This window comes from Paenibacillus sp. BAC0078, from assembly GCF_054483875.1.
This window is the reverse complement of sequence record NZ_JBTLRW010000002.1, coordinates 427,943-453,607: the sequence shown is the minus strand read 5'-3', so window position 1 is coordinate 453,607 and position 25,665 is coordinate 427,943. Positions and strand designations below refer to the sequence as shown.

Genomic DNA, 25,665 nt, shown 5'->3' with positions numbered 1-25,665 from the left:
CCCTGCAGTGCTCCGGAGCGAAACGCCGAGTATAGTATTTTTCTTGTAAACGCATTACAATGTAAGGGTAATCATTGATTAAGAGAGAAAGAGGGATGAACGATATGTCCACAAAACGCAAGCCACCCACATTGCAGCAAAAGAAAGAAGAAGTCAACCGCAAAGCAATCCTATGGATCAGTGTCAGTCTGGTGCTCCTGGTTCTTCTGATTCTTGTTTTATTTATAGTAGCAGGAAATTAATCCAGCCAATGGTAGACTTTGTGGGGGTTGGTCTGATTTTGCGGTGCACCGGACGGGAATCGTTCCTCTGGAAGCAGCGGCTCATCAGGCAGAACCCCTTTTGTAATTTCGACCTTCGTTCCCATCGGCGCCATCGCGAACAGCTCCTCCACATCCTCGCGTTTCATCCGGATACAGCCCTTGGACTCATCCTTGCCGATGCTGTCCGGCTCATTCGTACCATGAATAGCATAGTTGGTATCCGAGAGCTGCATGCCGCGGCTGCCAAATTCCCCGTTATCGCGCCCGTTCGGATTGACCACCTTATCAGAGATTTCGAACTCCCCTTCCGGTGTCCTGCCCCCTCCAAGCCCAACCTCATAGTTCCGCAGAATGATGTTGCCGCTGATCACTGCCAGACGGTGCTTTTGTTTATCTACAATAATCCTAAGCGGACTTGTAAAAAAAGGCTGCTCCGCTGATTTCCCGCCGCCGGACGCACCTGCCCCACTGCCGTTTCCCTGGCCCGCCGCCGGGACAGCCGATGCCGCAGGCCCAGCAGGCTTTGCCGAAGCTTCTGGAGACTGGGGAGCTGCCGCCGCGCGCAATGCAGCGAACTTCTTTTTCATCAGCGGAGTCGTTCCGCCCAGAATATTCTCCGGGAAAGGCTTGGTCAGCTCCTGCAGTGACTCCGGCAACGCGCCTTTACTGTTCTTGTAAGAGCGGATGGCGCTCCAGAGCACAGCCAGCTCCTCCTGGCTGCTCTGCCATGATCCGGCCTGCTTCTTCAGTCCGCCTGCTTCCGGCGGCTTGCAGGCACAGTCAACCGGATCATAGGACTGATATACAACCTTCCCTTCCTTGCCCCTCTCAATCGTAGCGGTAAGCGGCAGGTTCTTCTTCCAGAGCAGCCATTGTCCCGACCGCTTCATGGTCAGTATAGCCGTTCTGGAGGTATCCTGCCCGCTCTGCACCGTCTTGGCCAAGGCCTGGCCCACCGAAGCCGCGTCTTCACCTGTCGCCGTGAATCCCATTGCCGCGGGCTTTGAAGACTTCTCTTCTTCCACTGCCGGGGCCGACTCCTGTGCCGATACCGGGGCCTCCGGGTCTTCCAGCCCTAGGGCCGCATTCGCCGATGCCGCCTCGCCGGGTTCACCCGGACTTCCTTCCGGGGCTATCGCCGAGGGTATGAACAGCAGCAACAGCAGCACAAGCACGAGCATAACCCTATGCCTTCTAAGCTTGGACTCATGCCGCTGCCGTGCTGTATTGAGCAGTCCTTCTTCATACTCACGCAGCATTTCCGCAGGAACCTTGCTGTGCTCGAAAGCTTCATATACTCCGCCCGCCTGGTTGAAGCAGTAGTTAGCCTTCCCATGCTGGCCGTTCTTATAATATTCCTTACCAAGCAAGTACCATGCCATCTTATTATCAGGGTGCATCTGCACATATGCTTTAAGATGCTGCGAGTTTTTCATCGGGGCCTCCGGGTTATGAATTACTTTTAATCTTTATTAGTTTATATCGGCTGAATCATCAAAAAAAGACATCCCTAGCCGCATTTATCGCAGCAAAGAGATGTCTTTATGGAAATATAAGGACCTAAAGGGAGATTCCACCCTTCATTCAATCCTATATTTTGCGCAGATACGAATACCTTAGGGTCTTAACCCTCTTTGTTAAAAGGAGCATCCGCAATTTTGATGGAGTCCGTTGGGCATCCATCGGCAGCATCCTGCAGATCATCGAACAAGTCATCAGGAATCGCGGTTACACCACGGTTGCTGTCATTCTCATAGATCACTTCTGCCAAGCCTTCATCATCATAATCATAAATATCAGGGGCCGTCGCTCCACAAGCACCGCATGCGATGCAGGTATCTTTTTCGACCCAAGTGTATTTAGCCATTTTTCCTCTGCCTCCCGTTGAACAATACAGCACTGCAATAGCAGCCTGTTATTTTTCTCATATTAATATAAATAGAATACAATTTCAATGAGTTTTCAGATCGTTTCCAATATTGACGCAATATGCAGCTTCACTGCCGCCGTATTCTAAAACGGCCTATTCAGTCATCAGCAGGGTCAACCTCATGGAGATTGTCCTTCTGCAGGGAGGTCCCGCGCTCCTTATGGTTGCGCAGACGCGCCGAATGGCTGTCGCTGAGCATCCCTGCTGTCAGAACTGCATTCTCGCCGAATTTATTGCGCAGCAGGTCCATCGCTTTGGTGAGCGACTCCTTCTTGGGCTGGCGTTCGTAATCGAACAGATCCAGTTGAATCGCAGAATCCTCTTTGGGGGTCAGCCCCTGCAGAGTTACACCCAGCAGGCGAATGGGCTTGTCACCCTTCCAGTGCCGCGCAAATTGGTCGCAGACCGCCTTGTAGATGTCATCCGCATTTTCCGTTGGAGCGTCAAGCTGGCGTGAGCGGGTGATGGTCTTCATTTCAGGTGTGCGTATCGTGAGCTGTACCCCCGCCGCCACCAATCCTTGCTTTCTCAGCCGCCGCGCTACCTGGTCACTGAGATTCAGCAGAATCGGCCGGGCCTCGGCTAAGCCGACAACATCGCGCGGCAGTGTCGTCGTATGCCCGATTGACTTGCTCTGCTCCCGTTCAGGGTTCACTTCACCATGATCAATCCCGTTGCCCGCCCGCTTCAGCCATGAGCCCATCACGCCAAAATGCTCGACCAGCATACTCTCCTCCGCAGCGGCCAGCTGCCCAATACTGTAGATGCCCAGCCTTCGAAGCTTCTCCGCCGTTTTGCCGCCAATACCGAACATTTCATTGCAGGGCTTGTTCCACAGGACATCCGGCACATCGCGCAGCCGCAGTACGGTAATACCGTTAGGCTTCTTCAGATCAGATGCGATCTTGGCCAGCAGCTTATTGGGTGCAATACCGATGGAGCAGGGCAGTCCGAGTTCCTCCATAATCCGGCGCTGAATGGCTTCAGCGATTTCCAGCGGTGTCCCGAATTGGCGTGAGCCGGTAATATCGAGATAACATTCGTCGATCGAGACGGCTTCGAGCAGCGGTGTATAGCTGTAGGCAATTTGCATGAACGCAGTCGAATACTTGCGGTATAGATGGAAATCCGGCTTAATCAGAATAAGCGAAGGACAAAGGCGCAACGCCTTCTGCACCTGCATTCCCGTTGAAATCCCCTGCCTGCGCGCTGCATAGGAACAGGTAACGATAATCCCCCGCCTCAGCTCCACGCTGCCTGCAACCGCTGTTGCTTTTCCCTTGTATTGATCAGGGTCCTCCGCCTCATGCACAGAGCAATAAAAAGCATTCATATCCACATGCAAAATAACCCTGCCGCTTGTTGGATAATATTGATCCACATTCTGCACAATATCGACCTTCTTATATTCAGGGTTCCGAAGTGTTGATTTCAGCATACCTCTTCCTCTGGCGGAAGGTCAACAAATCTTGGCCTGCTGTAAAGTTCTTTGTTACATTCCCGCGTAAAAATGCTATAATATAAAAATTCAAACTTTTAGGAGGACTCTCATGTCTAAGTCCATTTCCATCTTCGATACGACGCTGCGTGACGGCACCCAAGGTGAAGGTATCAGTCTGTCGGCGGATGACAAGCTGAAAATTGCCAAGAAACTCGATGATCTGGGTGTTCACTATATTGAAGGTGGCATCCCGGGAAGCAACAACAAAGACATTGAGTTTTTTAAAAGAGTAAAGGAGCTGCATCTGAATGCCAAAATCACCGCATTCGGCAGCACCCGGCGCAAGAACTCCATTACCGAGCATGACGACAACCTGCAAAGAATGATCGACGCCGGTGTTCCCGCAGCCACACTGGTCGGCAAATCATGGGACTTCCATGTGCATACTGCGCTGCAGACTACACTTGAAGAAAACCTCGCCATGATCGGCGAATCCATCTCCTACCTCAAACGCAAGGGACTTGAAGTCATTTTTGATGCCGAGCATTTCTTCGACGGTTATAAGAACAATGCCGAATACGCTGCTGCCGTGCTGGCGACAGCCCGTAGCGCAGGTGCCGATTGGCTGGTGATGTGCGATACCAACGGCGGAACTCTGCCTTTTGAAATTCAGGAGATTGTCTCCGGCATTGCCCTTCAGCTCCCTGGAGCTTCACTCGGCATTCATACACATAACGACTGTGAGCTCGCGGTCGCCAATACGCTTAGTGCAATCGGAGCTGGGGTCCGTCAGGTTCAAGGCACAATCAACGGCTATGGCGAACGCTGCGGGAACGCCAACCTGTGCTCAATCATTCCCACCCTGCAGCTCAAAATGGGGTATCACTGCATCCCTGGCGATTCGTTACCTCAGCTTACGAATACGGCCCATTTCATCAGCGAGGTCGCCAATGTGAACCTGCCGGTGAATCAGCCATATGTTGGAAATGCCGCTTTTGCGCACAAAGGCGGGATTCATGTATCCGCAATCCTGCGCGATTCCCGCACCTATGAGCATATTGCCCCGGAGCTGGTCGGGAACAAGCAAAGAGTGCTCGTATCCGAGCTGGCCGGACAGAGCAATGTTCTGTCCAAAGCGCAGGACATGGGGCTCAGCCTTGACCCAAGCAGCGAGCAGGCCCGCAAGGTGATCGACAAAATCAAAACTCTAGAGCATCAGGGTTACCAATTCGAAGGCGCCGATGCCTCCCTGGAGCTGCTGCTTCGCGAAGCAACCGGAGAGATGAACGAGCTGTTCACCTTCGAATCCTTCAAGATGCTTGTAGAAAAAACAGCCGGACACCCCGTAGTTTCCGAGGCGTTCGTTAAGCTAAGAGTAGGCGGCCAGAACCTCTATACCGCTGCTGAAGGCAACGGCCCAGTTAATGCGCTCGACAACGCGCTGCGCAAGGCGCTGCTCACCTACTTTCCGCAGCTTAAGGATATGCATCTCTCCGACTACAAGGTGCGTGTGCTGGATGAGAAGGATCAGACCGCTGCGAAGGTGCGCGTATTGATTGAGTCCAAAGACTACAAGGATACCTGGAGTACCGTCGGCGTATCCAGCAACGTTATCGAAGCCAGCTGGGAAGCGCTGGTCGACAGTATGCGTTATGCCCTGCTTGGACAAATATCGCTGGAGAACGACAAGGAAGAGAGTAGTGAACCCCGCGGACTTGTGAATCACTAATCCTGACTCACGCCTTTTCCAGACTAAACAAAGCCCCCCTGCAGCCGGAACTTCCCGTGATGCAGAGGGGCTTTGCTTCAGTAATTGCTTAATTGCTGCTTATCAGGAGCCTGTAAGGGCAATAATTTTCTTTTCCAGCTCATCAGGGGACAGAAAACCGAGAATCACTTCGGCGACTACCCCATTTTTGTCAACCAGCACATTGGTGGGGAATACCACGCCTTTATATTTATCAAACACCTCGCCTTTAAGATCATACATGATTGGAAACGCCAGCATATACTTTCTGACAAAACGTTCCGCATTCGGCTTGTAATCCTGACTGGTCACGTTAATTCCGTAAATATCCAGCACATTTTTGTATTTCAGTGCCAGCGCATTTAGAGCCGGCGCCTCCTTCTGGCAAGGGTCGCACCAGGAAGCCCAAAAGTTAAGCAAGACCGCCTTTTCCCTGGTCCCGCCTACCTTATAGCTGTGGCCGTCTTTATCCTGCATAGAGAACGCCGGCGCCAGCAGACCCTCACCGGTACCGCTCTTAAGCTCCGAGGCTGGCTGCTGCTGAATTGCGGGAACCGCCTCCGGCTCAGGCTTCAATCTATGCTCTACCGCCAGAAAGACCAAAAATACAATAACGGCCAGGACCGTTAAATTACGTTTATTCACAGCTTTCATAGAGGTTTATCCTTTGCAAATGGGATGGGTTTCTCCTATTGTACCCCCATTACCCTCTGTTTCAAACCATCCATTATCTGCAAAAAAGAATAAAAAAGAGGATTTCGCCAAAGACGAAACCCTATGAAGAGAGAGGGGTGAACAAATGACAGCATTCCAGGGAAAAATCCAGCCCATAGCGCTGAGTTCCTCCGTACAGCTTGTGCTGGGGAAGCACTTGCTATCCTGTTATCCGCAGGAGGCCTGCGGAGTACTGCTGGGTGCTGCCGCAGCGGGCGGCATGCGCATCGACGACTATGTGCCCATGCGCAACGTAGCGCCTGACCCGCTGCATGCCTTTGTTCCCGATCCGCAGGAATGGGTTAAAGCACTCTTCCTCGATCCCGCCCCCATCGGTTTGTTTCATTCCCATCCAAACTCAGTCCCCTGGCCCTCCACCGCCGATATTCAGGGCCTACCTTCCCTAGGCTCCGAATTCAAGGTGTATCTGATCGGTTCTCCCGGATCTAATAGCAAGGAACTTCCGCGCTTGAATGGGTTTTATATCGACCGGCAGCCAGAAGCTAACGGAAAGCTCAACCTTAGGCTGCTGCATGCGCCAATCTATGGTCTGCTTAAATAAGCGTACAGGTCCCCCAGGGTCTCTATCTGTCGTTTCTGAGAAATCTCACGCATGTAGGATACCCATAATTTGGCCGTCATTTTGGCATCCTCAAGCGCGTTGTGCCGGCCATGAATAGGAATTTCGTGGACGGCGAGCAGCTCATCCAGCGTATAGTTGCTGCGGTGCGGCTCCAGCCAGCGGGCCAGCATGATTGTATCCAGCACTCTGTGGGTAAGCTGAACCTTGGAGGTTTTCCACAGAGCCGCATTTAAGAAAGACTTATCATGATTGCTGCCATGTGCCACCAGCACCTGCTGGCCGACAAATGACATGAAATTATGCAGTGCGTCCATCAAGGACGGTGCTGTTGCTGTCATCTCTTCCGAAATTCCCGTAAGCTTCGTAATATCCTCTGGAATTGCTGTCTGGCAGTTCACCAGAGTGTAGAAGCATTCCTCTTCCTTGATCTGCTCTCCCACCACCTTAATGGCGCCAAAAGATATAATCTCATCCCCATGCTGATGGGAAAAACCTGTAGTTTCCAGATCGAAAATAACGGTCTCAAGTTCAGATAGCGGGGTATGCAGTACTTCAGGACGCCGCTTCTCCCGCATAAGGGAGCGAATAAACGCCATTTGCTGTGCGGTTTGCTGCGCCGATTCCCCGCCCCTCATGGAAGCGATGGCCGATGGCATTCCGCCCTGTCTCAGGTTGTTCCAGAATCCTCCGCCTTTGTTCGGCTCCTTCATGACTGCCTCCTTTCCGCTGAACGGAGCTGACGCTGCAGGGCCTTGTGCAGACGCCTGACAAGCAGCAGACTTTCCCGCAGCTCAGACAAGAGCTGCTTATTCTTCAGATCACTTTCAGCAATGTAGTCACTGCTGGATAACAAGCCGTCCTGAACGGTATAGGGTGTATTTACACGCATGCGCAGAGCAGTTAAAAAGGCGCGGCGGATATCCTCAAGATGCTGATACTCATTCAGCCCAGCCAGCAATTCAAGCCTCTTCAGTGTCGAGCTGTCCCAGACACCGTGCAGTAACGATAAATGCCTTACAATATTAACCAGCGGGATATAAACACCATATTTAACATCAAATCCTCCGGCATAATCGCCAAAACGTTCCGTAAGTACCTGCCCGAGCAGATTCAGTGTCGCTTTATGACGGACCGTATTGCGGAGCACTGCCGTAGACAGCTTCGCATTATTTACGAATCCGGCATGAAAAGCTTCACGCCACTCCGTGGACAACGCCGCACTTCCGGCTACATGACGCATATCGGAAGCAATAATGAGATATCGGATCGGCTCCCACTCCAGTTGGCTCATCCAGCCTTCCAGTTGCCGCTTCCATTCTGGCATTGTTTTGCGCCACAACGGCTCTGAGCACATCACTTTACCTTCACATTTCTCATAGCCTGCTTCTTCAAGCACATCGGACAACATTGCCCCGAAGGCCTCAAAATATCTTGTTTTGTGCCCATCCGGTTCACCTTCAACAATTAGGCCATTATCCTGATCACTCCACAGCGTAGCTTCCTGCCTTCCGGCACTGCCGAAGACAATAAAGGAATAGGCGCAGGGAGGCGGGCCGTAGCCCGCCTTCTTCATCTGCGCCTCACATATGCCGACTGCTGTCCCGGCAATCCGGTCATGCATGGCATTGACCCGGGACAGCCATTCCTCGATCGGGATAACGTTTAACTGCTCCAGCAGTACATCTTGGCAGGCACTGCGCCTTGCCTTCAGCTCCTGCGGCGAACCGGCTGTTGTGATGGACAAATATCTTTTATCTTCGTTCCAGTCTGCCGATTCCACCTGAGCCACTCGGTCCGCCTCCCAACGAGAATTTTATAGTTTATGGGCTTTGGATTCCGAATCTGCGATCAGCTTCATTTGCTCAGGATATCCGTAAGTACCATGTTCACTGATATCCAGACCCATCAATTCTTCCTCTTCTGTTACACGCAGGCCTATGACCAGCTTCATTACATACAGAATGATGAAGGACATTACCGCTACGAATACGAAGGTTCCCGCTACGCCAAGTGCTTGAACACCAAGCTGGTGGAAGCCGCCGCCGTAGAACAAACCCGCTTCCCCGACGAGAGCGCCCTTAGTGATCAGATCAGGTGCTGCGAACAGACCCGTGGACAATGCTCCCCACATCCCTGCAATACCGTGTACAGAGAATGCATAGATTGGATCGTCCAGACCCGCTCTTTCCAGCCATTGCGAGGTCATGAATGTGAATGCTCCTGCAACCAAACCGATGATAATAGCAGCCCAAGGCTCTACATATGCGCAGGCACCAGTGATAGCAACGAGCGCAGCCAGGACCCCGTTAAGCATTGCCGGAATATCAGACTTTCCAAAGTACAGCCAGGAAGCGATCAAGGCAGCCAGACCGCCGGCGGCAGCCGCAATGTTAGTTGTCAGAGCTACGTGCCCGAAGAACCCTCCCATTGGAGACAGTGCGCTGCCCGGGTTGAATCCGAACCATCCGAACCAGAGGATGATTACACCGAGTACAGTGAATACTTGGTTATGACCAGGAATAATAACCGGTTTGCCTTCTTTATTGAACTTGCCGAGACGTGGTTTGAGCAAGATGGTTGCGACAACCGCCGCCGTTGCACCTGTAAGATGGACAACCGTCGAACCAGCATAATCCTGCATTTTCAGTTCGGCCAGCCAGCCTCCGCCCCATACCCAGTGTGCTACAACAGGGTAGATAACTACCGAGAACAGAATACCGAAGACAATGTATACGCTCAGCTTCGCACGTTCAGCCATACCACCGGATACGATAGCCAGGGAAACTGCGGCAAAAGCCATTTGGAACAAGAATTTAACGTTAAGAGTTACATCAGAGAAACCTAGGGCATTATCGAATGAAGCAGCTTGTGTATCCCCACCGTACAAAAACCCCGTAGTTCCAAAGAAGCTATTACCGTTACCGAAGCCAAGACCGAAACCAAGAGCCCAGAAGCACAAACTTGCAATAGCCAGTGTCAACACCGTCTTACCGGCTACGTGGCCGGCATTCTTCATCCGGACTGATCCGGCTTCAAGCATTGCAAACCCTGATTGCATAAAGAATACTAAGATAAATGCCAGGAAGGTGAACGCCGTATCCAATCCGATTTGCAAATCCGGTGCCGCAGGACCATCAGCAGCAAAGGCGCTAACCGGGTAGACCATCAGTGTGATCATGGCCAGGAACATCATTATCATCTTTTTCTTCATTCTTTACCCCACTCCCCAATGTCATATTTTCTAACAAAGCGTGAAACTCTTAATGTCATTATAATCAGAAGTCAGGTAAATTGACAAGACTATTTTTTTGGATACTTTAATTTATTTATGGAAGCGCACGATTTCTTCACAGTTTAACTTGGCCACCCTAAAATTGCCGATAACCCGCAGATTTACAGGCTTTTAGTGCTCTCAGATATGAGAACGCATTCAATATGCTTCTATATTTTGAATTCATTTATATGAATTTTTATTAATACTCATCGAAAAACAGCATCAAAAAAACCTTCCTTCAATAAACATAACATCTAATGTTATGTATTTTCAGGTATTTGATGTCTCACGATTAAAGGGTGTATCCTTATTGTAAGAACAAAGGATTTGAAGCATCTTTGCTCACCGCATAGCATATACTAAAAGTAAGTGTGACGTTTGACTGTACGGTTTGTCATTTGGTATCATTAAGATATTCCATATTTTATATAGTAAGAAGACGGTGTACAGAAACAGAACCGGCTTCGGTTAGCGAGGTGAGATAACTTGGGGATATGAACTTGTACCGGATCGGTGAGCTGGCCAAAGCCGCTCACATCAGTGAGCGGACAATTGATTACTACACCAAGCTGGGACTGATTTCGCCAGAATCCAGAAGCATGAAGAATTATCGGCTGTACAGCCATGAAACCCTGATTGCTTTGGAGCGTATTAATCAATTAAAGCAAGAGAAATATACTTTGGAAGAGATCAAATCCATGATGAGCAAGTGGAATGCAGCTACCCCTGAAACTGATGTTTCGGACAAACTGGTCGAGCTTGAGATTCATATGCAGCGGCTTGAGCGTGAGGTGAAGGCGCTGGAACCGATCATCAACGGGTTGAAGCCCGTTCAAGCCAGACGGGCGCTGGCTACACTGCTTCCACAAGGAGTTGCCTGTATGGAAGCGATCCGGCTTCTGCTGATGCAGGGGCCGCCAATGTAAACTGCATGTAAATTATAGTGGAGGAATGACATATGAATTCTTTGATGTATCTGTTAGTAATTGTTGCGTTTCTATTCTCCTTATGGGCTCAATTCAGAGTTAAGGGCAACTTCAATAAATGGGCTAAGGTAGCCAACATGAGCGGTATGACCGGCTACGATGCCGCCCGGCGTATGCTTGATGCGAACGGCCTTAGTGACGTTCCAATCGAACCAGTACGCGGCTCGCTCTCCGACCACTACGACCCCGTTCACCGGGTTGTGCGCTTGTCAGAGCCAGTGTATTATGAAAGCTCTATAGCCGCCATCTCTGTGGCCTGCCACGAGGTCGGCCACGCGATTCAGCATAAGGTACACTATCCAATGCTTACTCTGCGCCACCGGATGTTCCCGGTCGTCAATTTCGCCTCCGGGGTTGCGCCATTCATGCTGCTGGCCGGCTTCATCTTCAGCTCCCTTAACCTTATCGGTCTAGGTATCATTTTCTTCTCGGCTGCCGTGGCTTTCCAGCTTGTGACTCTCCCCGTTGAATTCAACGCAAGCAACCGGGCGCGCCAGGTGATGGTGGAGCAAGGCTACATTCGCAACGAGGAAGAACGCGGCGTAGCCAAAGTTCTGAATGCGGCAGCTTTGACTTATGTGGCTGCAGCCTTAGTCTCCTTGCTTGAGTTGATCCGTTTGATTGCCATGTTCCTTGGAAACCGTGACTAAGCTTGCAACCCGCAGGCATAAACAATACCCCGGAAGGCTACGAGCCAACCGGGGTATTGTTATTTCTGTCTTTAAAATAGGTTAACAGGAAAGTGCGAAAAGAACGGGCCACCAGCGGCAGCTTACCGTCGCTGCGGTGAATAAGCCCCACCGTTCTTGTTACAGCAGGTTCTACAACGCGCACCTGTGCCGGCTGCATCGGATTGGTCTGATACAAGGCCATTTCCGGAAGGAGACTCACTCCCATTCCTGCGGCAACCAGGCCGCGTATAGTATCCGTTTCCCCGCCTTCAAAGGCAATCTGCGGCTTAAAGCCAGCCTGCACACAGGCCTGCCATACAATCGGCCTCAAGGAATATCCCTGGCTGAACAAGACAAATTTCTCGTCGCGCAGTTGCTCGAGGCGAATGAGCTTCTCACCAGCCAGCGGATGATTCTGCGGAAGGATGGCGAATAGCTCCTCTGTCATAACAATATCTCCGGCGATATGCTCGGCACTCTCCGGGAAAGGCGAGATGAAGGCGAGGTCAACTTCGCCTGAGAGCACATCCTTAATCAAGGAGGGATATGCTCCCTGCTTAAAGCGAAACTTGACATGCGGGTAATGGCGCCGGAATTCCGCAACAATCGAAGGGATTAGATGAGTCCCCAGGCTGTGCGGAAAGCCGATACGGATCTCGCCGCGCTCCGGGTCCAGAAATTCATGCACCTCCGCCACAGAGCGCTCGAGCTCCTTCAGCACGGACTCGACCCTTTTGCAAAAGAGCTGTCCTACCGGCGTCAGCTGCAGGTTGCGGCCTTTTTGCATGAACAAATCTACGCCAAGCTCCTGCTCGAGCTGATGAATCTGGCGGCTGACCGCAGACTGCGCTACATGCAGTTCTTCTGCAGCTCTTGTAACATGTTCCTTTTGGGCAACCTTCAAAAAATACTGAAGCTGTCTAAGCTCCACATCTTCACCCTCTTTATCGTCGGCTTTTTTTGAATATACGGATAATTAATCCATAGAGGAAAAAACCTGCTCCGAGTCCGCTGAGATGGGCCATCCAATTCACATTTGGCGTGGCAAAGGACATAATAACCCCCATCACCAGAAGGCCGTACAACGTCTTGCGGGAGCCCTCATCCATCATCCCGCGCTGCAGTAAGGCAATATAGAGAAAGGCACCATAGATGGCGTAGATTGCGCCAGAAGCGCCTACGGAGACTGTAGCCACGTCAACAACCGAACGGCTGCTGATTGCAACCGCCAAATAATTAGCGATGAACCCTCCGGCCAAATAGAGCAGCGCATAGCGCCACCAGCCCATCAACCGCTCAAGCGGCGGGGCAAACACCAATAATGCAAAGCAGTTAAAGAATAAATGGGCAAACCCGTTATGTAAAAAAGTCGCAGCGACATAACGCCACAGCTCATCTTTTTCGGGACCCGCATTCAGAGTAGCCCCGTAATCCAGCAGTGTCTGCAGATTGGTAGAGCCGCCGTTCGCAGTCAACACAATAAACATGATTACATTTAACAGAATTAAAGTACAGGTTACCGGGTAATAGCGAATGTACCCTTTCCATTTCTCATACCTTATGAATATCATAGCACCATCCCTTTATGTATCTTGTTCTTGTCCGGTTGGACACGAAGCTTCTAAAAAGATTATAATTTATTCTGGCAGTAAGAATCCAATAATGCAATTCAAGGAGGAACAAGGAAATGACGCAAGAAAGAACAGGCGCAGCCACATTTAAAAGTAGCCCCATCACTCTCGTAGGACCAGAGCTGAAAGCCGGTGATTCCGCGCCAGATTTCGTGGTGAGCAAGAATCTGCTGGAAGACGCGTCGCTTAGCGATTATGCCGGTAAAATCAAGCTAATCAGCGTTGTACCTTCTCTGGATACCGGTGTATGCGATGCGCAGACCCGCCGCTTCAACACTGAAGCAGCAGAGCTCGGAGATGAAGTGGTCATCCTCACCATCAGCATGGACCTGCCATTCGCCCAAGCCCGCTGGTGCGGCGCCGCAGGCATTGATCGTGTCATTACACTTTCCGACCACAAAGCAGCATCTTTCGGACAAGCCTATGGCGTGCTGATCAAAGAATTCCGTCTGGATATGCGCTCGATCTTTGTAGTGGACAAGAACAACACACTGGCATATGTCGAGTACTTAGCCGAAATGACCGAGCATCCTAACTATGAAGCTGCTATAGCCGCTGTGAAGGAACTACTGTAATTATTGTAGCCAACCAAATATATGCTGAGAAAAAAAGCGGCAGAAGGACCTCCTTCTCCCGCTTTTTGCTTATGGATGAATTTATATTAGTCGATCTTATATTTGCCCAGCTTCTTGTCCAGTGACTGGTACAAACGCTGAATGACGCGGTAGTTAGCGCCAAGATCGCCAAGCGATCCTCTCGATGCGGAATAAATATCAATCGCGCAACGCACCGGCGTAGTATTCAGCACAGAAACGGTGATATCCAGCGTGCGGCCGAATCCGGTTCTTTTCTCAAGAATAATTTCTCCGACAGACTGCACCTCATGAAGCACCTTGAATCCAGGAATCTTCTTCAGCGTTGAGGATATTTCCTCCCACGCCTTGTCTCTTGAAAGAGTGTAATAACGCGTCTTTAATGCCGGATCTTTTGCACGGTCGCTTGTTCCGTCATGACTGCGAAATAAACCGACCAAGGTTCTTTTCAACGACAAAATACTTCCCCCTCTTCAAATCCCAAGTTCATTACCTTAAGTGTAACATTCTTATCCCCGGAACAAAAGGGCATTGCTCACTTTATCAAATGATCTCCATACATAAAAAGGTACCCTGCACCCGCAGCAACGCGGGAAAACAGGGCACCTTGTCAAAAACAGTTGAAACCCGCCTATGCCGTCCGGCTACAGTGTCTTCTGAACCTGCTATAGCAGGTGGGTGGCCGCAGAAGTCGTTTTTGAATTCCCCAAGTCATATAGACAGGGCTGTTCAGCTGCGCTTCATATAGATCTCCCAAGACATTATCATTGGTTCAAAACAACGAGCAACCGTAAACGCACATCGCAGGATTTATAGCTATTATATTGCTTTTTGACAAAAAAGTAAACCTGTATGCGCTTTAATTAGTAACGGATTACAATTTTCGCCCACTATGGACGGCCAGTGTTACCCCTATGTTAAATCTTCTTATGGTCCTGATCCGTGTCATCCTCTTCGTCCTGCTGCTCGTTTGCCTCTTTCTCAGCGGCTTCCAGGGCGGCAAGCTCCTCTTCCTGCTTCTTCTTCTCAACCTGCATCTGCAGCTTGTTATAAGTAGCAAAGAAGTTAAAGAAGGCCAGCATAGCAATCAATGTCGGAATACAGATCACATACAGCACCGAATACCGTAGACCAATATAAGCAAGAACCGCCGAGCCGATTAGAGTGGAGAACACACGGATCGGACGGGCGATAGTCAGCAGAATAGAATTGGTCGCCACTTCTTTGAAGGTCATCTGGTAATGGACCACAATCGAAAAGAAGTTGAACATGGAGACGAACAAAATAATCATCAGCACCAGCATCAGTATGCCGACGATTTTAAAATTGGCCATCTGAGTCATGTATACGGTCACATCAACGTACATCACGACAAACAGTAAGGTGTAGATAACCCCCCCGAGCATGCTTTTGAAATAGTTCTCTTTGTACCCTTGAAAAAAAGTGCGGAACGTACTAACATCCGTATTGCCCATAACCCATTTGCGGACCACTGTAAACAGCGCCGCTGTTGCCGGAAACACAGTGAACGGCGCTAAAATGCCAAGCGCCCAGTTGAGCGTAATCTGCTCATTTGGCCCACCTGCGTCTGAACCCAGCATAATCATCTTCATCACTGCCATGAACAGAAACGGGACCGAACATAACGCCCACAAAATATTGCTGAAGGCGATGCGTGAAATCCACTCTGTGATGCGGTATAAACCGCCCATTGCTCCTTTAAACTCCAATTCCCTTCCTCCTGTCTGTCTCGCGCATACTGCGTACCTTTACTATACCTTATTTGCCCCGGACTTTTCCAGCGCCCAAGTTGACGAATACTAGGTTATTGTCTACGCAGACTTAGCGGAGAGTCCATATATTAGAATCGTAACCACGCTAACCACTCACCTAAAGGAGGTTAACCGAATGTCCAATCCTTGTTGCAACCCGTTTACATCTACCGGCACTATCCTTGTATTGTTCATTCTGCTCGTAATCATCACCCGCACATTTATCTAATACGAAAGTAAAAAAAGAAGACGAGAACCGCCATCCGGTTACTCGTCTTCTCCTTATGAGCAAATCTGCTGCTTAAATGTCGTAATCTTCGCGCTTAGCAGGACGCGTGCTTGTGCTGCTTGGACGTGTAGACGGTTTGCGGTCTCCGCTGCGTCCGGCACCGGCGTCACGGCCAGCTCCGGAATCACGGTTGCCTTTATAGCCGCCGCCGTATCCTCCGCTGCCGTAGCCGCTGCTATAACCGCCACGGCTGCCGCCGCTTGCGTTGTCACGGTTGCCACGGTATCCGCCGCCTCCGGAACCTGTGCGGTTGCCGCCATATCCGCCGTTAGGCTTGCGGCCGCTGCGGATATCATTTTTGCCGCCCCGGCGTTTAACACGGATCGGATCTTCCGGTGTCAATTCAACCTGGGCATCCTTGGTTTCACCAGTAAGCAGCTTCATTGCTGCGGACAGCAGTTGTACCGAATCGTATTGCTCAAGCAACTGGATAGCGATGCCTTTGTATTCGTTCAGCTCACCGCCGGCTTCAACCACTGCCAGCAAACGTTCGGCTGTAACGCGCTGCTTGCCTTCAATAGCCTCAGCCATTGTCGGAAGCGGCTTGCGTGTAATGCGGTGACGGGTAACACGCTCAATCAAATGCAGGTGATCCATCTCGCGTGGAGTTACGAAAGACCAGGCGGTACCTTCCTTGCCCGCGCGGCCGGTACGGCCGATACGGTGTACATAGCTTTCCGGATCTTGCGGAAGGTCAAAGTTGATAACGTGAGTCACACCGGAAACGTCGAGTCCGCGTGCCGCTACGTCAGTAGCAACCAGGACATCAATGCTGCCGTCGCGGAATTTGCGCATTACCGCATCACGCTGGTTCTGGGACAAGTCGCCATGCAGTCCGTCTGCGGAATAGCCGCGTTTTTGCAAGCCTTCAGCCAGCTCATCAACCCGGCGTTTGGTACGGCCGAATACGATAGCCAAATCAGGGGATTCCATATCAATCAGACGGCTCAGGGCTTCAAACTTCTGGCGCTCAGGAACTTCAATGTAGGCCTGATCAATCAGAGGTGCGCTGATTTGTTTCGGGATAACCGAAACATGCTGCGGGTTCTTCAGGAACTGCTGGGCAAGACGTTGAATGTTAGGAGGCATTGTAGCTGAGAACAGCATGGTTTGGCGTTCTTCCGGTACAAGTTTGAGGATTGTCTGGATGTCTTCCATGAAGCCCATATCCAGCATTTCGTCGGCTTCGTCCAGTACAATGGTCTGCACGTCATCAAGACGGATGGTTTTGCGGTTAATGTGGTCGAGAAGGCGTCCAGGTGTACCAATAATGATTTGCGGTTTCTTCTTCAGTCCGCGGATTTGGCGGCCGATATCCTGCCCACCGTAAATGGCCAGTGAACGAAGTCCCTTGAAGCGGGTAAGCTTGCCGATTTCTTCAGCTACCTGAATAGCCAGCTCGCGTGTAGGCGTCATAACCAGCGCAAGGATTTTTTCTTCTTCACGGGCGATTTTGGAAATGAGGGGAATCCCGAAAGCTGCGGTTTTACCTGTACCGGTCTGTGCCTGTCCGATCATGTCCGATCCAGTCAGAGCAATCGGGATGGCTTGCTCCTGAATAGGTGTTGCTTCCTCAAATCCAAGCTCCAAGATTGCTTGTAGCACTTTTGGCTCCAAGCCGAATTCTGCGAATGTTTTCAAATTATTCATGCTCCTTCTATATAGTGGACATTCCACATGCTTGTCTGTATTCTTAAGTAGCGGTAAACACACTTATAGGCTGTCCAATCATGCCGGATTCTCTGCATGGTTTAACGTGCGCGTTTGGGACCAAAAGCTGTCCTTAGATCAGGCCAATTATATCCGCCTGAACAATTGTAATTTCGCATTCTAAGCAATGCAAAAATACCATTGTAACGTCCTACTCAAGAATATCCTATACATTATATCACAAACCCCTTTAGGAATACCAGTACATTCCTTTCTTTCATTATTTACATTTAAAGACAGAGGTGAACCTGCTTGTCAAGCTTAAGACTAATCGGAAATTACCTGGCTGTCATCTTCGGTTCGGCGATGATAGCCTGCGGCTTTAACCTGTTCCTCATCCCCCACAGGCTGCTCAGTGGCGGGGTATCCGGGCTCGCCATGCTGGTGGGCTATTTTACACCGTTTAATATCAGCCTGCTGTACCTGCTGTTCAATGTGCCTCTGCTGGTGGCAGGCTGGTTCCAGCTCGGCCGGAGATTTATCACTCTCAGCATCCTCTCTGTAGGCGCCACTACCTGGCTGATGGCACTAATTCCCACAGCTACAGTGGCATCGGATATGCTGCTGGCCTCCGTCTTCGGGGGAGTGCTTGTGGGCGTCGGCGCCGGAATATCCTTCCGGGTAGGCGGTTCTTCCGGCGGGTTCGATATTCTTGGCTCCATTATCACGCGTTACCGCGACTTTCCCATCGGCAATGTGCTGGTGGGGTTGAACGGGCTTGTAATTCTCGCCGCAGCTTATTTTGACAACAACTGGAACCTCGCGCTCGCTTCTATGATATCCATCTATGTCAGCGGCAAGGTTGTTGATCTGATCCACGTCAGTCACATTAAAGTTACCGTATACATTGTAACTACAAGGACGGACGAGCTGCTGCAGCAGTTGCTCGGGCTACAGCGCGGAGTCACAAAGATCAAGACAGAGGGCGCTTATTCTCATGTGGAAAGGGACATGCTAATGACAGTAACAACCCGTTATGAGCTTGCAGAGCTGAAGCGGATCATCAGAACTAGCGATCCTCAGGCTTTTGTCAATATTGTGGAAACGGTCGGAGTCATGGGCTCATTCCGCAAAAGGTAAATCCTCAAAAGAAATGCGCATATATTGAATATATGATATATTAGAACCACGCAGGACCCTTAACAATTTCATGAAGATTGTGATTTACCCTCTTTTTTCCAAGCACTTCGTTTTCCGGGTGGACCTTGAATTTCAATTCAGTTCGATTCGAAAAAGGAAAGGGTGATTTTTGTGGAAATGGAAACGGTAAAACTGTCAGCAATCGTCATGAGATGGTATCCGGATATGATGCCTTTTCTAAAACAGGACGAATTGAATTCCGTAATCGTTCTGCGTGACGGTCTGAGTATTCTGGAGCCTGCCGATGCCATGGATATCATCCATTACAGCATTTGCGAGCATCAGAATTCTGCGTATCTTCATTAAGCAAGCGCCAGATGTCAGATTTGGATAGTTGCCGCTTTGGATTCGGCCACGCGCCGGCTCCAGGCGGCATTTACTTTTTCAGGCAGAGTTTTAAAAAATCTGTACATCCCGTACGTAAACAACAAGAGCAGTATTTTACAGTCAAAATTACAGGGATTGTTACAAGTCTGTTCTTTTTGGAAGCTGCCGTTCCTTTATACTTAACGGGAATGTATATAAAGGGAGAGAATAACGAATGAACATCACCTGGGCTTTACTGATGATGGCTCTAGGGGGCGTTGGCGTTCAGCATAATGCGCAAGACGCCGATGTGGCAGCCGCACTGCAATCTGCCTCGAATCCCCCCATTGTCGCACAACACACCGAGAATTCTGGCACAGCAGCACCTGCACCATCTCCGGGCACCACACCGGGCACCGGGGCCTCACCGGGAACGGACACCGCTTATACCGATCCACAGCCCGATGCCCCGAAGGTTAAAGGCATATACGTAACAGCGTACAGTGCCGGAGGATCCCGGATGGAATCCCTGCTCGCCCTGCTCGACAAAACTGAGCTGAATTCCATGGTCATTGACATCAAGGACGATGCCGGGTACATAACCTACAAAACGGATAACGCGGAGCTTCAGAAAATGGGCCAACCACAGCCCTTCATCGGAGATATCAACAAGCTGATGGCACGTCTGAAGGCGCATAATGTATATCCAATTGCGCGAATTGTTGTCTTTAAGGACTCCGTACTTGCCAAGAAAAATCCGCAATTATCCTTTGTAAATCCGAACGGCTCTGTCTGGACCAATAAAGGCGGCGACAGCTTCGTTAACCCTTATAATCAGAATGTATGGAAATACAATGTAGACATTGCCAAGGAAGCCGTTAAGCTGGGCTTTAAAGAAATTCAATTCGATTATGTCCGCTTCCCTGAAGGCTTCGAAAAACGCGCAGATACACTGAAATATACGAAAAGCGACCGTCCACGCGTCGAGATCATCTCCGATTTTGTCAAATATGCCAGATCGGAGCTTGGCCCGCTCGGTGTCCGCGTATCGGTTGACATCTTCGGTTATGCCGCTTCTGTCCCTGCTGCAGAGGGAATCGGCCAGGATTTCGTGAAGATATCGAAGAATGTCGATGTCATCAGCCCTATGGTCTACCCGAGCCATTATTCAACCGGGTGGTTTAATGTAAAAGATCCCGACAAAAATCCATACGCAACGATCAAAGGCTCTATGGTCGATACGCACAAAAAGCTCAACCCTCTAGGCAGCCGCAAGCCGATCATCCGGCCTTGGATTCAGGACTTCACCGCAAGCTGGCTTGGAAGCGGACATTATGTCAAATATGGCAAACAGCAGGTTGAAGACCAGATCCGCGCCATGAAAGAGCAGAAAGTCGATGAATATCTGCTCTGGAACGCCAACAACCGCTACACATCAGGCGTAGATTACGAAAAATAGGTTACAGCAATTATCTCTCATTAGCATAATCATCATATAATTGATAAGGACCCGGCGTCTTGCTGGGTTTTTTATTGGGGATTATCCCCAGTAAAGAAAATATGGATAACGAGGCATACGCTAATGATACAAACTTATTCAATCAAGCAAAAAGCTGGGCAGTTCCTGCATATTTTGATTCCCATTCTTATTACACAAATTGCATTGTCAGCGATAACCTTCTTCGATACGAATATGTCCGGCAAATATGGTACGAGCGATCTGGCAGGAGTAGCCATTGGCACCAGCCTGTGGTTTCCGATTCAGACAGGCCTCAGCGGCATTCTTATGGGCATGACACCAATCGTCTCCCACCTTATCGGCAGCAGGAAGAACAAGGATGTGGCCTATCAGGTGACTCAGGGCATATGGCTCTCACTGCTGGTATCAGTGCTTGTACTGGTAATCGGAGGCTTCGCTCTAACTCCTGTGCTTAACTTCATGAATTTAGAGCCGCACGTACGTGATATCGCCTTCCGTTTCCTGTGTGCTATCTCGGTTGGGGTGATTCCCTTGTTCGGCTATACCGTAGTGCGCAGTTGCATTGATGCGCTGGGACAGACACGTGTCTCCATGCTCATTACACTGATCGCGCTACCGGTGAATGTCGGGCTGAACTATCTGCTTATCTTCGGAAAATTCGGCTTTCCCCGCCTTGGCGGTGTAGGGGCCGGAGTGGCGTCAGCTATAACCTATTGGGTGATTTTTGCCATATCACTGCTCATTGTTTACCGCTATGAGCCCTTCAAAAGCCTGCAATTGTTCCGCAGATTCTACGCTATGTCTTTGCAGAGCTTCAAAGAACTGCTGAAAATCGGTGTGCCTATCGGCTTCTCTATCTTTTTCGAGTCGGCGGTTTTCTCGGCGGTAACGCTCCTCATGAGCCGCTTTGATACGGTGACTATCGCCGCTCACCAGGCAGCGATTAATTTCGCCTCAACGCTGTATATGATTCCGCTCAGCATCAGCATGAGCCTGACGATACTCGTCGGCTTTGAGAGCGGGTCCGGCAGATTAAAGGATGCCCGCCAATACGGAATTTTGGGAATCGGCTCGGCTGCTGTGCTCTCTCTGGCTACAGCACTGGTCCTGCTGTTCGCAGGGAACCATGTTGCCGGCCTGTATTCGGATGAGCCTGAGGTCATCGCACTAATCCAGCATTTTCTGATCTATGCGATATTCTTCCAGATATCCGATGCCATCGCTACCCCCACACAAGGGGTACTACGGGGATACAAGGATGTAAATCCGGCCTTCATCATCTGTTTTGCAGCCTATTGGGTTATCGGTCTTCCTACAGGCTATTTGCTGGCTACCTATACAGATCTGGGAGCTTACGGCTACTGGATCGGACTGATCACAGGTTTAGCCATAGGGGCCATTCTGCTCCTGTCCCGGCTCGTCAAGGTGCAGCGGCGTTATGCACTCCTCAAGTCAAAGAGTGTTTAAAAACAACAAAAAAAGGAACAGCGCGGATCATTCCGCAACTGTTCCTTTTTTTGTGGACCTTCATAAGCAGCTACACGGCTGCAACGATTTTATTGAGAAAGACGGGAGGCCAATTCATAAAGCTCTTTGTCAAAGTCTTTTTTGGTGTTTACAACCAGGTCGATATCCGTGAGCACCAATTCACCCTTGATGATTCCGCAAGCTTTATCGGACTGACCTTCGATCAGCGAACGTACGGCAAAGTCACCCAGGCGGCTGGCCAGATTGCGGTCTCCTGGAGTTGGTGTGCCTCCGCGTTGAATATGTCCCAGAACGGTAACACGCGCGTCCAGAGAAGCGTGGCGGTCCTTCAGCGCCTGAGCCACATCTTCACCCTTACCCACGCCTTCAGCAACAATAACAATACTGTGGCGTTTGCCTTTGGCAAAGTTATCGCGCATACGGTCAGCTACCTCGTTCAAGTCATACGGCATTTCCGGCACCAGAATCGTTTCCGCTCCGGAAGCAAGGCCTGCATGGAGGGCGATGTCTCCGCAGTGGCGTCCCATTACCTCTACGATGGATGAACGTTCATGGGAGGACATTGTATCACGGAGCTTGTTGATCGCATCAACAACGACTCCTACCGCAGTATCAAAACCAATGGTGTAGTCCGTGAAGGAAATATCGTTATCAATGGTACCCGGCAGAGCCATGGTGTTGATGCCCAGCTTGCTGAGTTTGTTGGCGCCTTTGTAAGAACCGTCTCCACCGATAACTACCAAACCGTCGATACCCATTTCATTCAGGATATCCGCACCCTTTTGCTGTCCTTCAGGTGTCTGGAACTCCAGGCAGCGGGCAGACTGAAGAATGGTGCCCCCGCGCTGGATAATATCACCGACACTGCGCAGATCCATCGGGAAGATGTCCCGGTTCAGCAGGCCTTGATATCCGCGCTGGATTCCAAACACTTCAATGCCAAAGTAGATTGCACTGCGCACAACAGCGCGAACTGCGGCATTCATGCCCTGCGAATCTCCTCCACTGGTTAATACTGCGATTTTTTTTACGTTTGCCATCCTGTTTGTTCCTCCTTAAAATTGTGCATCTAATACATATGCTTGCGTATCCAGCGGCTGTTCACGAAGAAGAACAGTCTTGTCAGCGGACTTCTTCTCATCAGACGTTTGGATACAGAGCGAACCTCCCGCTGTTCGCTGACTTTTGGATCGGATAAATAAAGTGCCAGCAGCCCCTCGATGACCATGCGGTGCATTGAGGTCTCCGGAAGATTCTGGACGTCCCTGCGGGCCCACTCCACAATGGAAGCGATCCGATTCAGCATGGTATCAGTATTGTCATAATAATTGCAGAAATTGAGGTCTCCGCCAGCCCGGTCTTCGTCCTGGTCAATCAGATAATCCAGCATAATGTGCAGTCCACAAAGATGCGGAAAATACGCAGCACGAATCGAAGCCGATGCCGATGTGCTCAGCTTGGGGTCGCATGAAGCCAGAAAAAGCATAAATACGCCCAGGGTAGAACCCGTTGCGGCCGCAAACTCATTCCACTGCAGGTGCGGAGCACGTTTCCCTTCCTCCTCCCACCATTCCTTCAAGGCAGCTTCCCGGAGCTCTGGGCGGATGTGCTTATAAACCTGCAAATCCGTATACAGAACAGCCAAATCATGTATTTCTGCAGCAGCCGCAGCGTACCCCGGCAAAAGCGAGGTCATCTCCTGACATTTGCGGACAAGTCTGTGCAAGTATCCGCCGTCGTTCTGCTCGCTGCGCAGCGCATAATAATTGACAAGTTCAGCCTCGGGATTAATCGCATCCAGCATGGATTGATGCAGCAGCCTGAAGTCGGCAGGGTCAAGCGAAGTACTGCGGTCACACAGGTTGTCCAGATAATCACTGATCGTTTGATAGGCAACAATTAGCGGAATCAGTATATGTCTCATCGACAAATTGCCGGCGGCATAGATCCCGCCGCCTTCGCAGTGAAACTGTTTGGTTTCAATGCTGGCAAGCGCTTGCTTCCGTAGCTCGGGATCGGGAATCCCCTCCGCATCTTCACGCCAGAAATGTAGACATTCCCGCACTTCCGGCAGCACGTACTTGTAGACCCTGTTCATCAGCCCAATCGGGCCGCGAGGGCTAAGGTAACGGCCTTGCTCAAATTCATTCAATGACAGTGCCTCCACATTGTTGTCTCCTTATCCAAATCACCATTTATTATAATATGATCACCCACATTTGTACAAACAACAAAATCACTTTCGCAAAACCAGTGAAAGATTCTGAAATACGCCATTTTCCTCAAACATAGCTTCTATTCTATGTGATATACTAGGCGTATTTCATATTCGGAGGAGTGCAGGTTCATGTATTCAGGACGGACCGGCGGCCAGTACAGCGATCAGAACTGGCTGCGATCCTTTATGTTCACGGTTTATGGCACAAGCGTGCTGGTAGTTTCATATTTTCCGCTATTTTACACTCATCTGGGCTTCAGCAACCAGCAGGTAGGCGTCCTGTATTCCATCGGACCGCTGATTTCCATTCTGTCCAATCTGTTCTGGAGCATGATCAGCGACAGGCTGGGCACGATCAGGAAGATTATGGCTATTTTGCTGGCCGGACAATTGGTAACCGCTTTTATGCTGGCAAGGGCTGAGGATTTTTCAAGTGTTATGCTTATTTTATCCCTTTTATATTTCTTCTATTATCCAATATTTCCTCTTGCAGATACGATGGCAATCAAAATCGCCCAGCGCCACGGGCGTAATTTCATTACCATCCGTGTATTCGGCTCGCTGGGTTACTCCTTTTTCGCGCTTACCATTGGTTATGTGCTTCGAGCAGCAGGAACATCCTCAAGCATTGCGGTCTGTATCGTAATTGTTGCAGTCGCACTGCTGATTACTTTAGGACTGAAGGATGTCAAACGGACCGAAGGTGACGCGCCAAGCTCCCCCAAGGCCCCAGGCAAATCTCCCAAGGGCGAAGGGCTGAAGCAAATTTTGCTGCAAAAGGAAGTACTGTGGTTTTTCGGCAGCGTTTTCGTGCTTGCGGTCGGCTATAGAATGAACGAAGCCTTCCTTACTATCAGCCTTAAAGAGATGCACGCCGGTGATGAGATAGTCGGCTGGGCGCTGCTCGCTTCGGCACTGAGTGAAATTCCGGTCTTTTTTGCACTTAGCAAATACGGAGATAAGTTCAAAGAGCTGCCGTTGCTCGCCTTTGCCAGCCTGATGTTTGCTCTGCGCTTTCTGTTCATGTCCCTGGCTAATGACCCGGTTGCCGTAATTGCCATACAGGCTATGCACAGCATTTCGTTCGGCACATATTATGTGACGGCTGTCCGGTACATCACGCGGATCATCCCCGATCATCTCCGGGCAACAGGCATGGCGATCTTTACTGTCGTCTGGTCCAGCGCATCCGGTCTGCTTAGCGGCACATTCGGCGGGGTGATCTACGAGAATGCCGGACGCACAATTTTCTACATCGTGGCTATGTGCTTTTCGCTGCTGGCCTTTGTCGGTTTTCTGTCCAAGCACTTGCTGGATGATAACAGAATCGGGGCCGGGCGGTATTTCCGCAAAAAGAGCAATTAGCCCGGGATGTCTTCAGGGCTAAGCTTGAATATATCCGTCGACACGGCTGCAATCTGCACCAGTA

27 protein-coding genes and 1 other RNA gene are annotated in these 25,665 nt (G+C 50.3%); 13 read left to right on the top strand and 15 right to left on the bottom strand.

Features of this window, described 5'->3' with window-relative positions; all coding sequences use genetic code 11:
* Positions 1-104 precede the first annotated feature (104 nt).
* Positions 105-242, top strand: a complete 138-nt coding sequence (locus tag ACX1DY_RS05565) for a hypothetical protein (protein ID WP_458963191.1) — start codon at positions 105-107, stop codon at positions 240-242.
* Here ACX1DY_RS05565 and ACX1DY_RS05560 read toward each other — a convergent pair.
* The 3 genes from ACX1DY_RS05560 to ACX1DY_RS05550 form a co-directional block, all read right to left on the bottom strand.
* Positions 239-1,699 (bottom strand): L,D-transpeptidase, encoded by a 1,461-nt coding sequence (locus ACX1DY_RS05560; RefSeq protein WP_458963190.1) that lies wholly within the window; start codon positions 1,697-1,699, stop codon positions 239-241. The genes ACX1DY_RS05565 and ACX1DY_RS05560 overlap by 4 nt on opposite strands.
* A 188-nt stretch (positions 1,700-1,887) precedes the next feature.
* The gene (locus tag ACX1DY_RS05555) at positions 1,888-2,130 is read right to left on the bottom strand and encodes a ferredoxin (RefSeq protein WP_458963189.1); all 243 of its coding nucleotides are present in this window, start codon (positions 2,128-2,130) and stop codon (positions 1,888-1,890) included.
* A gap of 160 nt (positions 2,131-2,290) precedes the next feature.
* Positions 2,291-3,631 carry a DNA polymerase IV gene (locus tag ACX1DY_RS05550; protein WP_458963188.1) on the bottom strand — a complete coding sequence of 447 codons (1,341 nt, stop codon included), beginning with the start codon at positions 3,629-3,631 and terminating at the stop codon, positions 2,291-2,293.
* Between the two features lie 112 nt (positions 3,632-3,743).
* Between ACX1DY_RS05550 and cimA the strand changes: the two genes are divergently transcribed.
* Entirely contained in the window at positions 3,744-5,363 is a 1,620-nt protein-coding gene (gene cimA, locus ACX1DY_RS05545) for a citramalate synthase (RefSeq protein ID WP_458963187.1), read from the top strand.
* Between the two features lie 102 nt (positions 5,364-5,465).
* On the opposite strand, the gene ACX1DY_RS05540 is transcribed toward cimA, so the two are convergent.
* The gene (locus tag ACX1DY_RS05540) at positions 5,466-6,035 is read right to left on the bottom strand and encodes a TlpA family protein disulfide reductase (RefSeq protein WP_458963186.1); all 570 of its coding nucleotides are present in this window, start codon (positions 6,033-6,035) and stop codon (positions 5,466-5,468) included.
* A gap of 145 nt (positions 6,036-6,180) precedes the next feature.
* Here ACX1DY_RS05540 and ACX1DY_RS05535 point away from each other — a divergent pair, with 145 nt between their 5' ends.
* Positions 6,181-6,657 carry a M67 family metallopeptidase gene (locus ACX1DY_RS05535; RefSeq protein WP_458963185.1) on the top strand — a complete coding sequence of 159 codons (477 nt, stop codon included), beginning with the start codon at positions 6,181-6,183 and terminating at the stop codon, positions 6,655-6,657.
* On the opposite strand, the gene ACX1DY_RS05530 is transcribed toward ACX1DY_RS05535, so the two are convergent.
* From ACX1DY_RS05530 to ACX1DY_RS05520, 3 genes are read right to left on the bottom strand one after another with little or no spacing between them, the layout of a single operon-like run.
* Entirely contained in the window at positions 6,639-7,388 is a 750-nt protein-coding gene (locus ACX1DY_RS05530) for an exonuclease domain-containing protein (protein WP_458963184.1), read from the bottom strand. The two genes, ACX1DY_RS05535 and ACX1DY_RS05530, sit on opposite strands and share 19 nt — an antisense overlap.
* Complete coding sequence (locus ACX1DY_RS05525) at positions 7,385-8,467, bottom strand: DUF294 nucleotidyltransferase-like domain-containing protein (protein WP_458963183.1); 1,083 nt, start codon at positions 8,465-8,467, stop codon at positions 7,385-7,387. Before ACX1DY_RS05525 ends, ACX1DY_RS05530 begins: the two co-directional genes overlap by 4 nt.
* Before the next feature lie 24 nt (positions 8,468-8,491).
* Positions 8,492-9,889, bottom strand: a complete 1,398-nt coding sequence (locus ACX1DY_RS05520) for an ammonium transporter (RefSeq protein ID WP_458963182.1) — start codon at positions 9,887-9,889, stop codon at positions 8,492-8,494.
* 557 nt (positions 9,890-10,446) lie between these two features.
* Here ACX1DY_RS05520 and ACX1DY_RS05515 point away from each other — a divergent pair.
* Entirely contained in the window at positions 10,447-10,878 is a 432-nt protein-coding gene (locus tag ACX1DY_RS05515; RefSeq protein WP_458963181.1) for a MerR family transcriptional regulator, read from the top strand.
* Positions 10,879-10,910: 32 nt separating this feature from the next.
* The gene (locus tag ACX1DY_RS05510; RefSeq protein WP_019911815.1) at positions 10,911-11,588 is read left to right on the top strand and encodes a zinc metallopeptidase; all 678 of its coding nucleotides are present in this window, start codon (positions 10,911-10,913) and stop codon (positions 11,586-11,588) included.
* Between the two features lie 37 nt (positions 11,589-11,625).
* Here the strand turns inward: ACX1DY_RS05510 and ACX1DY_RS05505 are convergent, their stop codons facing one another.
* Both ACX1DY_RS05505 and ACX1DY_RS05500 read right to left on the bottom strand, forming a co-directional pair.
* Positions 11,626-12,540, bottom strand: a complete 915-nt coding sequence (locus ACX1DY_RS05505; protein ID WP_458963180.1) for a LysR family transcriptional regulator — start codon at positions 12,538-12,540, stop codon at positions 11,626-11,628.
* Between the two features lie 13 nt (positions 12,541-12,553).
* Positions 12,554-13,180 carry a rhomboid family intramembrane serine protease gene (locus ACX1DY_RS05500; protein WP_458963179.1) on the bottom strand — a complete coding sequence of 209 codons (627 nt, stop codon included), beginning with the start codon at positions 13,178-13,180 and terminating at the stop codon, positions 12,554-12,556.
* 116 nt (positions 13,181-13,296) lie between these two features.
* Here ACX1DY_RS05500 and tpx point away from each other — a divergent pair, with 116 nt between their 5' ends.
* A complete protein-coding gene (gene tpx / locus ACX1DY_RS05495) occupies positions 13,297-13,815 on the top strand; it encodes a thiol peroxidase (RefSeq protein ID WP_458963178.1) in 519 nt (172 codons plus the stop codon).
* Positions 13,816-13,901: 86 nt separating this feature from the next.
* Here tpx and ACX1DY_RS05490 read toward each other — a convergent pair whose 3' ends face one another.
* The 3 genes from ACX1DY_RS05490 to ACX1DY_RS05480 form a co-directional block, all read right to left on the bottom strand.
* Positions 13,902-14,291 (bottom strand): DUF1499 domain-containing protein, encoded by a 390-nt coding sequence (locus ACX1DY_RS05490; protein WP_019911819.1) that lies wholly within the window; start codon positions 14,289-14,291, stop codon positions 13,902-13,904.
* A gap of 162 nt (positions 14,292-14,453) precedes the next feature.
* Positions 14,454-14,646: non-coding RNA, 6S RNA (ssrS, locus tag ACX1DY_RS05485), on the bottom strand.
* 104 nt (positions 14,647-14,750) lie between these two features.
* Positions 14,751-15,563 carry a YesL family protein gene (locus tag ACX1DY_RS05480; RefSeq protein WP_458963177.1) on the bottom strand — a complete coding sequence of 271 codons (813 nt, stop codon included), beginning with the start codon at positions 15,561-15,563 and terminating at the stop codon, positions 14,751-14,753.
* A gap of 178 nt (positions 15,564-15,741) precedes the next feature.
* Here ACX1DY_RS05480 and ACX1DY_RS05475 point away from each other — a divergent pair, with 178 nt between their 5' ends.
* Positions 15,742-15,834 (top strand): YjcZ family sporulation protein, encoded by a 93-nt coding sequence (locus ACX1DY_RS05475; protein WP_232231484.1) that lies wholly within the window; start codon positions 15,742-15,744, stop codon positions 15,832-15,834.
* Positions 15,835-15,906: 72 nt separating this feature from the next.
* Here the strand turns inward: ACX1DY_RS05475 and ACX1DY_RS05470 are convergent, their stop codons facing one another.
* Complete coding sequence (locus ACX1DY_RS05470; RefSeq protein ID WP_458963176.1) at positions 15,907-17,535, bottom strand: DEAD/DEAH box helicase; 1,629 nt, start codon at positions 17,533-17,535, stop codon at positions 15,907-15,909.
* 321 nt (positions 17,536-17,856) lie between these two features.
* Here ACX1DY_RS05470 and ACX1DY_RS05465 point away from each other — a divergent pair, with 321 nt between their 5' ends.
* The 5 genes from ACX1DY_RS05465 to ACX1DY_RS05445 all read left to right on the top strand — a co-directional run bounded on the left by ACX1DY_RS05465 (position 17,857) and on the right by ACX1DY_RS05445 (position 21,997).
* Positions 17,857-18,684 (top strand): YitT family protein, encoded by an 828-nt coding sequence (locus tag ACX1DY_RS05465; protein ID WP_458963175.1) that lies wholly within the window; start codon positions 17,857-17,859, stop codon positions 18,682-18,684.
* A 177-nt stretch (positions 18,685-18,861) separates the two neighbouring features.
* Positions 18,862-19,050: a hypothetical protein gene (locus tag ACX1DY_RS05460; protein ID WP_175374354.1), complete on the top strand. Its 189-nt coding sequence runs from the start codon at positions 18,862-18,864 to the stop codon at positions 19,048-19,050.
* An 11-nt stretch (positions 19,051-19,061) separates the two neighbouring features.
* Positions 19,062-19,289 carry a hypothetical protein gene (locus ACX1DY_RS05455; protein ID WP_458963174.1) on the top strand — a complete coding sequence of 76 codons (228 nt, stop codon included), beginning with the start codon at positions 19,062-19,064 and terminating at the stop codon, positions 19,287-19,289.
* Positions 19,286-20,509, top strand: a complete 1,224-nt coding sequence (locus tag ACX1DY_RS05450) for a putative glycoside hydrolase (RefSeq protein ID WP_458963173.1) — start codon at positions 19,286-19,288, stop codon at positions 20,507-20,509. The genes ACX1DY_RS05455 and ACX1DY_RS05450 overlap by 4 nt, the downstream gene beginning before the upstream one ends.
* Before the next feature lie 123 nt (positions 20,510-20,632).
* Complete coding sequence (locus ACX1DY_RS05445) at positions 20,633-21,997, top strand: MATE family efflux transporter (RefSeq protein ID WP_458963172.1); 1,365 nt, start codon at positions 20,633-20,635, stop codon at positions 21,995-21,997.
* An 89-nt stretch (positions 21,998-22,086) separates the two neighbouring features.
* Here ACX1DY_RS05445 and pfkA read toward each other — a convergent pair whose 3' ends face one another.
* Together pfkA and ACX1DY_RS05435 are read right to left on the bottom strand one after the other, a co-directional pair.
* A complete protein-coding gene (pfkA, locus tag ACX1DY_RS05440; protein ID WP_458963171.1) occupies positions 22,087-23,058 on the bottom strand; it encodes a 6-phosphofructokinase in 972 nt (323 codons plus the stop codon).
* 29 nt (positions 23,059-23,087) lie between these two features.
* Positions 23,088-24,170: a tetraprenyl-beta-curcumene synthase family protein gene (locus ACX1DY_RS05435; RefSeq protein WP_458963430.1), complete on the bottom strand. Its 1,083-nt coding sequence runs from the start codon at positions 24,168-24,170 to the stop codon at positions 23,088-23,090.
* A gap of 195 nt (positions 24,171-24,365) precedes the next feature.
* Here ACX1DY_RS05435 and ACX1DY_RS05430 point away from each other — a divergent pair, with 195 nt between their 5' ends.
* A complete protein-coding gene (locus ACX1DY_RS05430; RefSeq protein WP_458963170.1) occupies positions 24,366-25,601 on the top strand; it encodes an MFS transporter in 1,236 nt (411 codons plus the stop codon).
* Positions 25,602-25,665: the final 64 nt, after the last annotated feature.

What these genes read in the sequence shown, in the direction of transcription:
- cimA (WP_458963187.1), top strand. Translation starts at nt 3,744, where the DNA reads ATGTCTAAGTCCATTTCCATCTTCGATACGACGCTGCGTGACGGCACC.
- ACX1DY_RS05550 (WP_458963188.1), bottom strand. Translation starts at nt 3,631, where the DNA reads ATGCTGAAATCAACACTTCGGAACCCTGAATATAAGAAGGTCGATATT.
- ACX1DY_RS05500 (WP_458963179.1), bottom strand. Translation starts at nt 13,180, where the DNA reads ATGATATTCATAAGGTATGAGAAATGGAAAGGGTACATTCGCTATTAC.
- ACX1DY_RS05515 (WP_458963181.1), top strand. Translation starts at nt 10,447, where the DNA reads ATGAACTTGTACCGGATCGGTGAGCTGGCCAAAGCCGCTCACATCAGT.
- pfkA (WP_458963171.1), bottom strand. Translation starts at nt 23,058, where the DNA reads ATGGCAAACGTAAAAAAAATCGCAGTATTAACCAGTGGAGGAGATTCG.
- tpx (WP_458963178.1), top strand. Translation starts at nt 13,297, where the DNA reads ATGACGCAAGAAAGAACAGGCGCAGCCACATTTAAAAGTAGCCCCATC.
- ACX1DY_RS05475 (WP_232231484.1), top strand. Translation starts at nt 15,742, where the DNA reads ATGTCCAATCCTTGTTGCAACCCGTTTACATCTACCGGCACTATCCTT.
- ACX1DY_RS05445 (WP_458963172.1), top strand. Translation starts at nt 20,633, where the DNA reads ATGATACAAACTTATTCAATCAAGCAAAAAGCTGGGCAGTTCCTGCAT.
- ACX1DY_RS05555 (WP_458963189.1), bottom strand. Translation starts at nt 2,130, where the DNA reads ATGGCTAAATACACTTGGGTCGAAAAAGATACCTGCATCGCATGCGGT.
- ACX1DY_RS05535 (WP_458963185.1), top strand. Translation starts at nt 6,181, where the DNA reads ATGACAGCATTCCAGGGAAAAATCCAGCCCATAGCGCTGAGTTCCTCC.
- ACX1DY_RS05560 (WP_458963190.1), bottom strand. Translation starts at nt 1,699, where the DNA reads ATGAAAAACTCGCAGCATCTTAAAGCATATGTGCAGATGCACCCTGAT.
- ACX1DY_RS05540 (WP_458963186.1), bottom strand. Translation starts at nt 6,035, where the DNA reads ATGAAAGCTGTGAATAAACGTAATTTAACGGTCCTGGCCGTTATTGTA.
- ACX1DY_RS05430 (WP_458963170.1), top strand. Translation starts at nt 24,366, where the DNA reads ATGTATTCAGGACGGACCGGCGGCCAGTACAGCGATCAGAACTGGCTG.
- ACX1DY_RS05455 (WP_458963174.1), top strand. Translation starts at nt 19,062, where the DNA reads ATGTCAGATTTGGATAGTTGCCGCTTTGGATTCGGCCACGCGCCGGCT.
- ACX1DY_RS05565 (WP_458963191.1), top strand. Translation starts at nt 105, where the DNA reads ATGTCCACAAAACGCAAGCCACCCACATTGCAGCAAAAGAAAGAAGAA.
- ACX1DY_RS05460 (WP_175374354.1), top strand. Translation starts at nt 18,862, where the DNA reads ATGGAAACGGTAAAACTGTCAGCAATCGTCATGAGATGGTATCCGGAT.
- ACX1DY_RS05510 (WP_019911815.1), top strand. Translation starts at nt 10,911, where the DNA reads ATGAATTCTTTGATGTATCTGTTAGTAATTGTTGCGTTTCTATTCTCC.
- ACX1DY_RS05530 (WP_458963184.1), bottom strand. Translation starts at nt 7,388, where the DNA reads ATGAAGGAGCCGAACAAAGGCGGAGGATTCTGGAACAACCTGAGACAG.
- ACX1DY_RS05520 (WP_458963182.1), bottom strand. Translation starts at nt 9,889, where the DNA reads ATGAAGAAAAAGATGATAATGATGTTCCTGGCCATGATCACACTGATG.
- ACX1DY_RS05450 (WP_458963173.1), top strand. Translation starts at nt 19,286, where the DNA reads ATGAACATCACCTGGGCTTTACTGATGATGGCTCTAGGGGGCGTTGGC.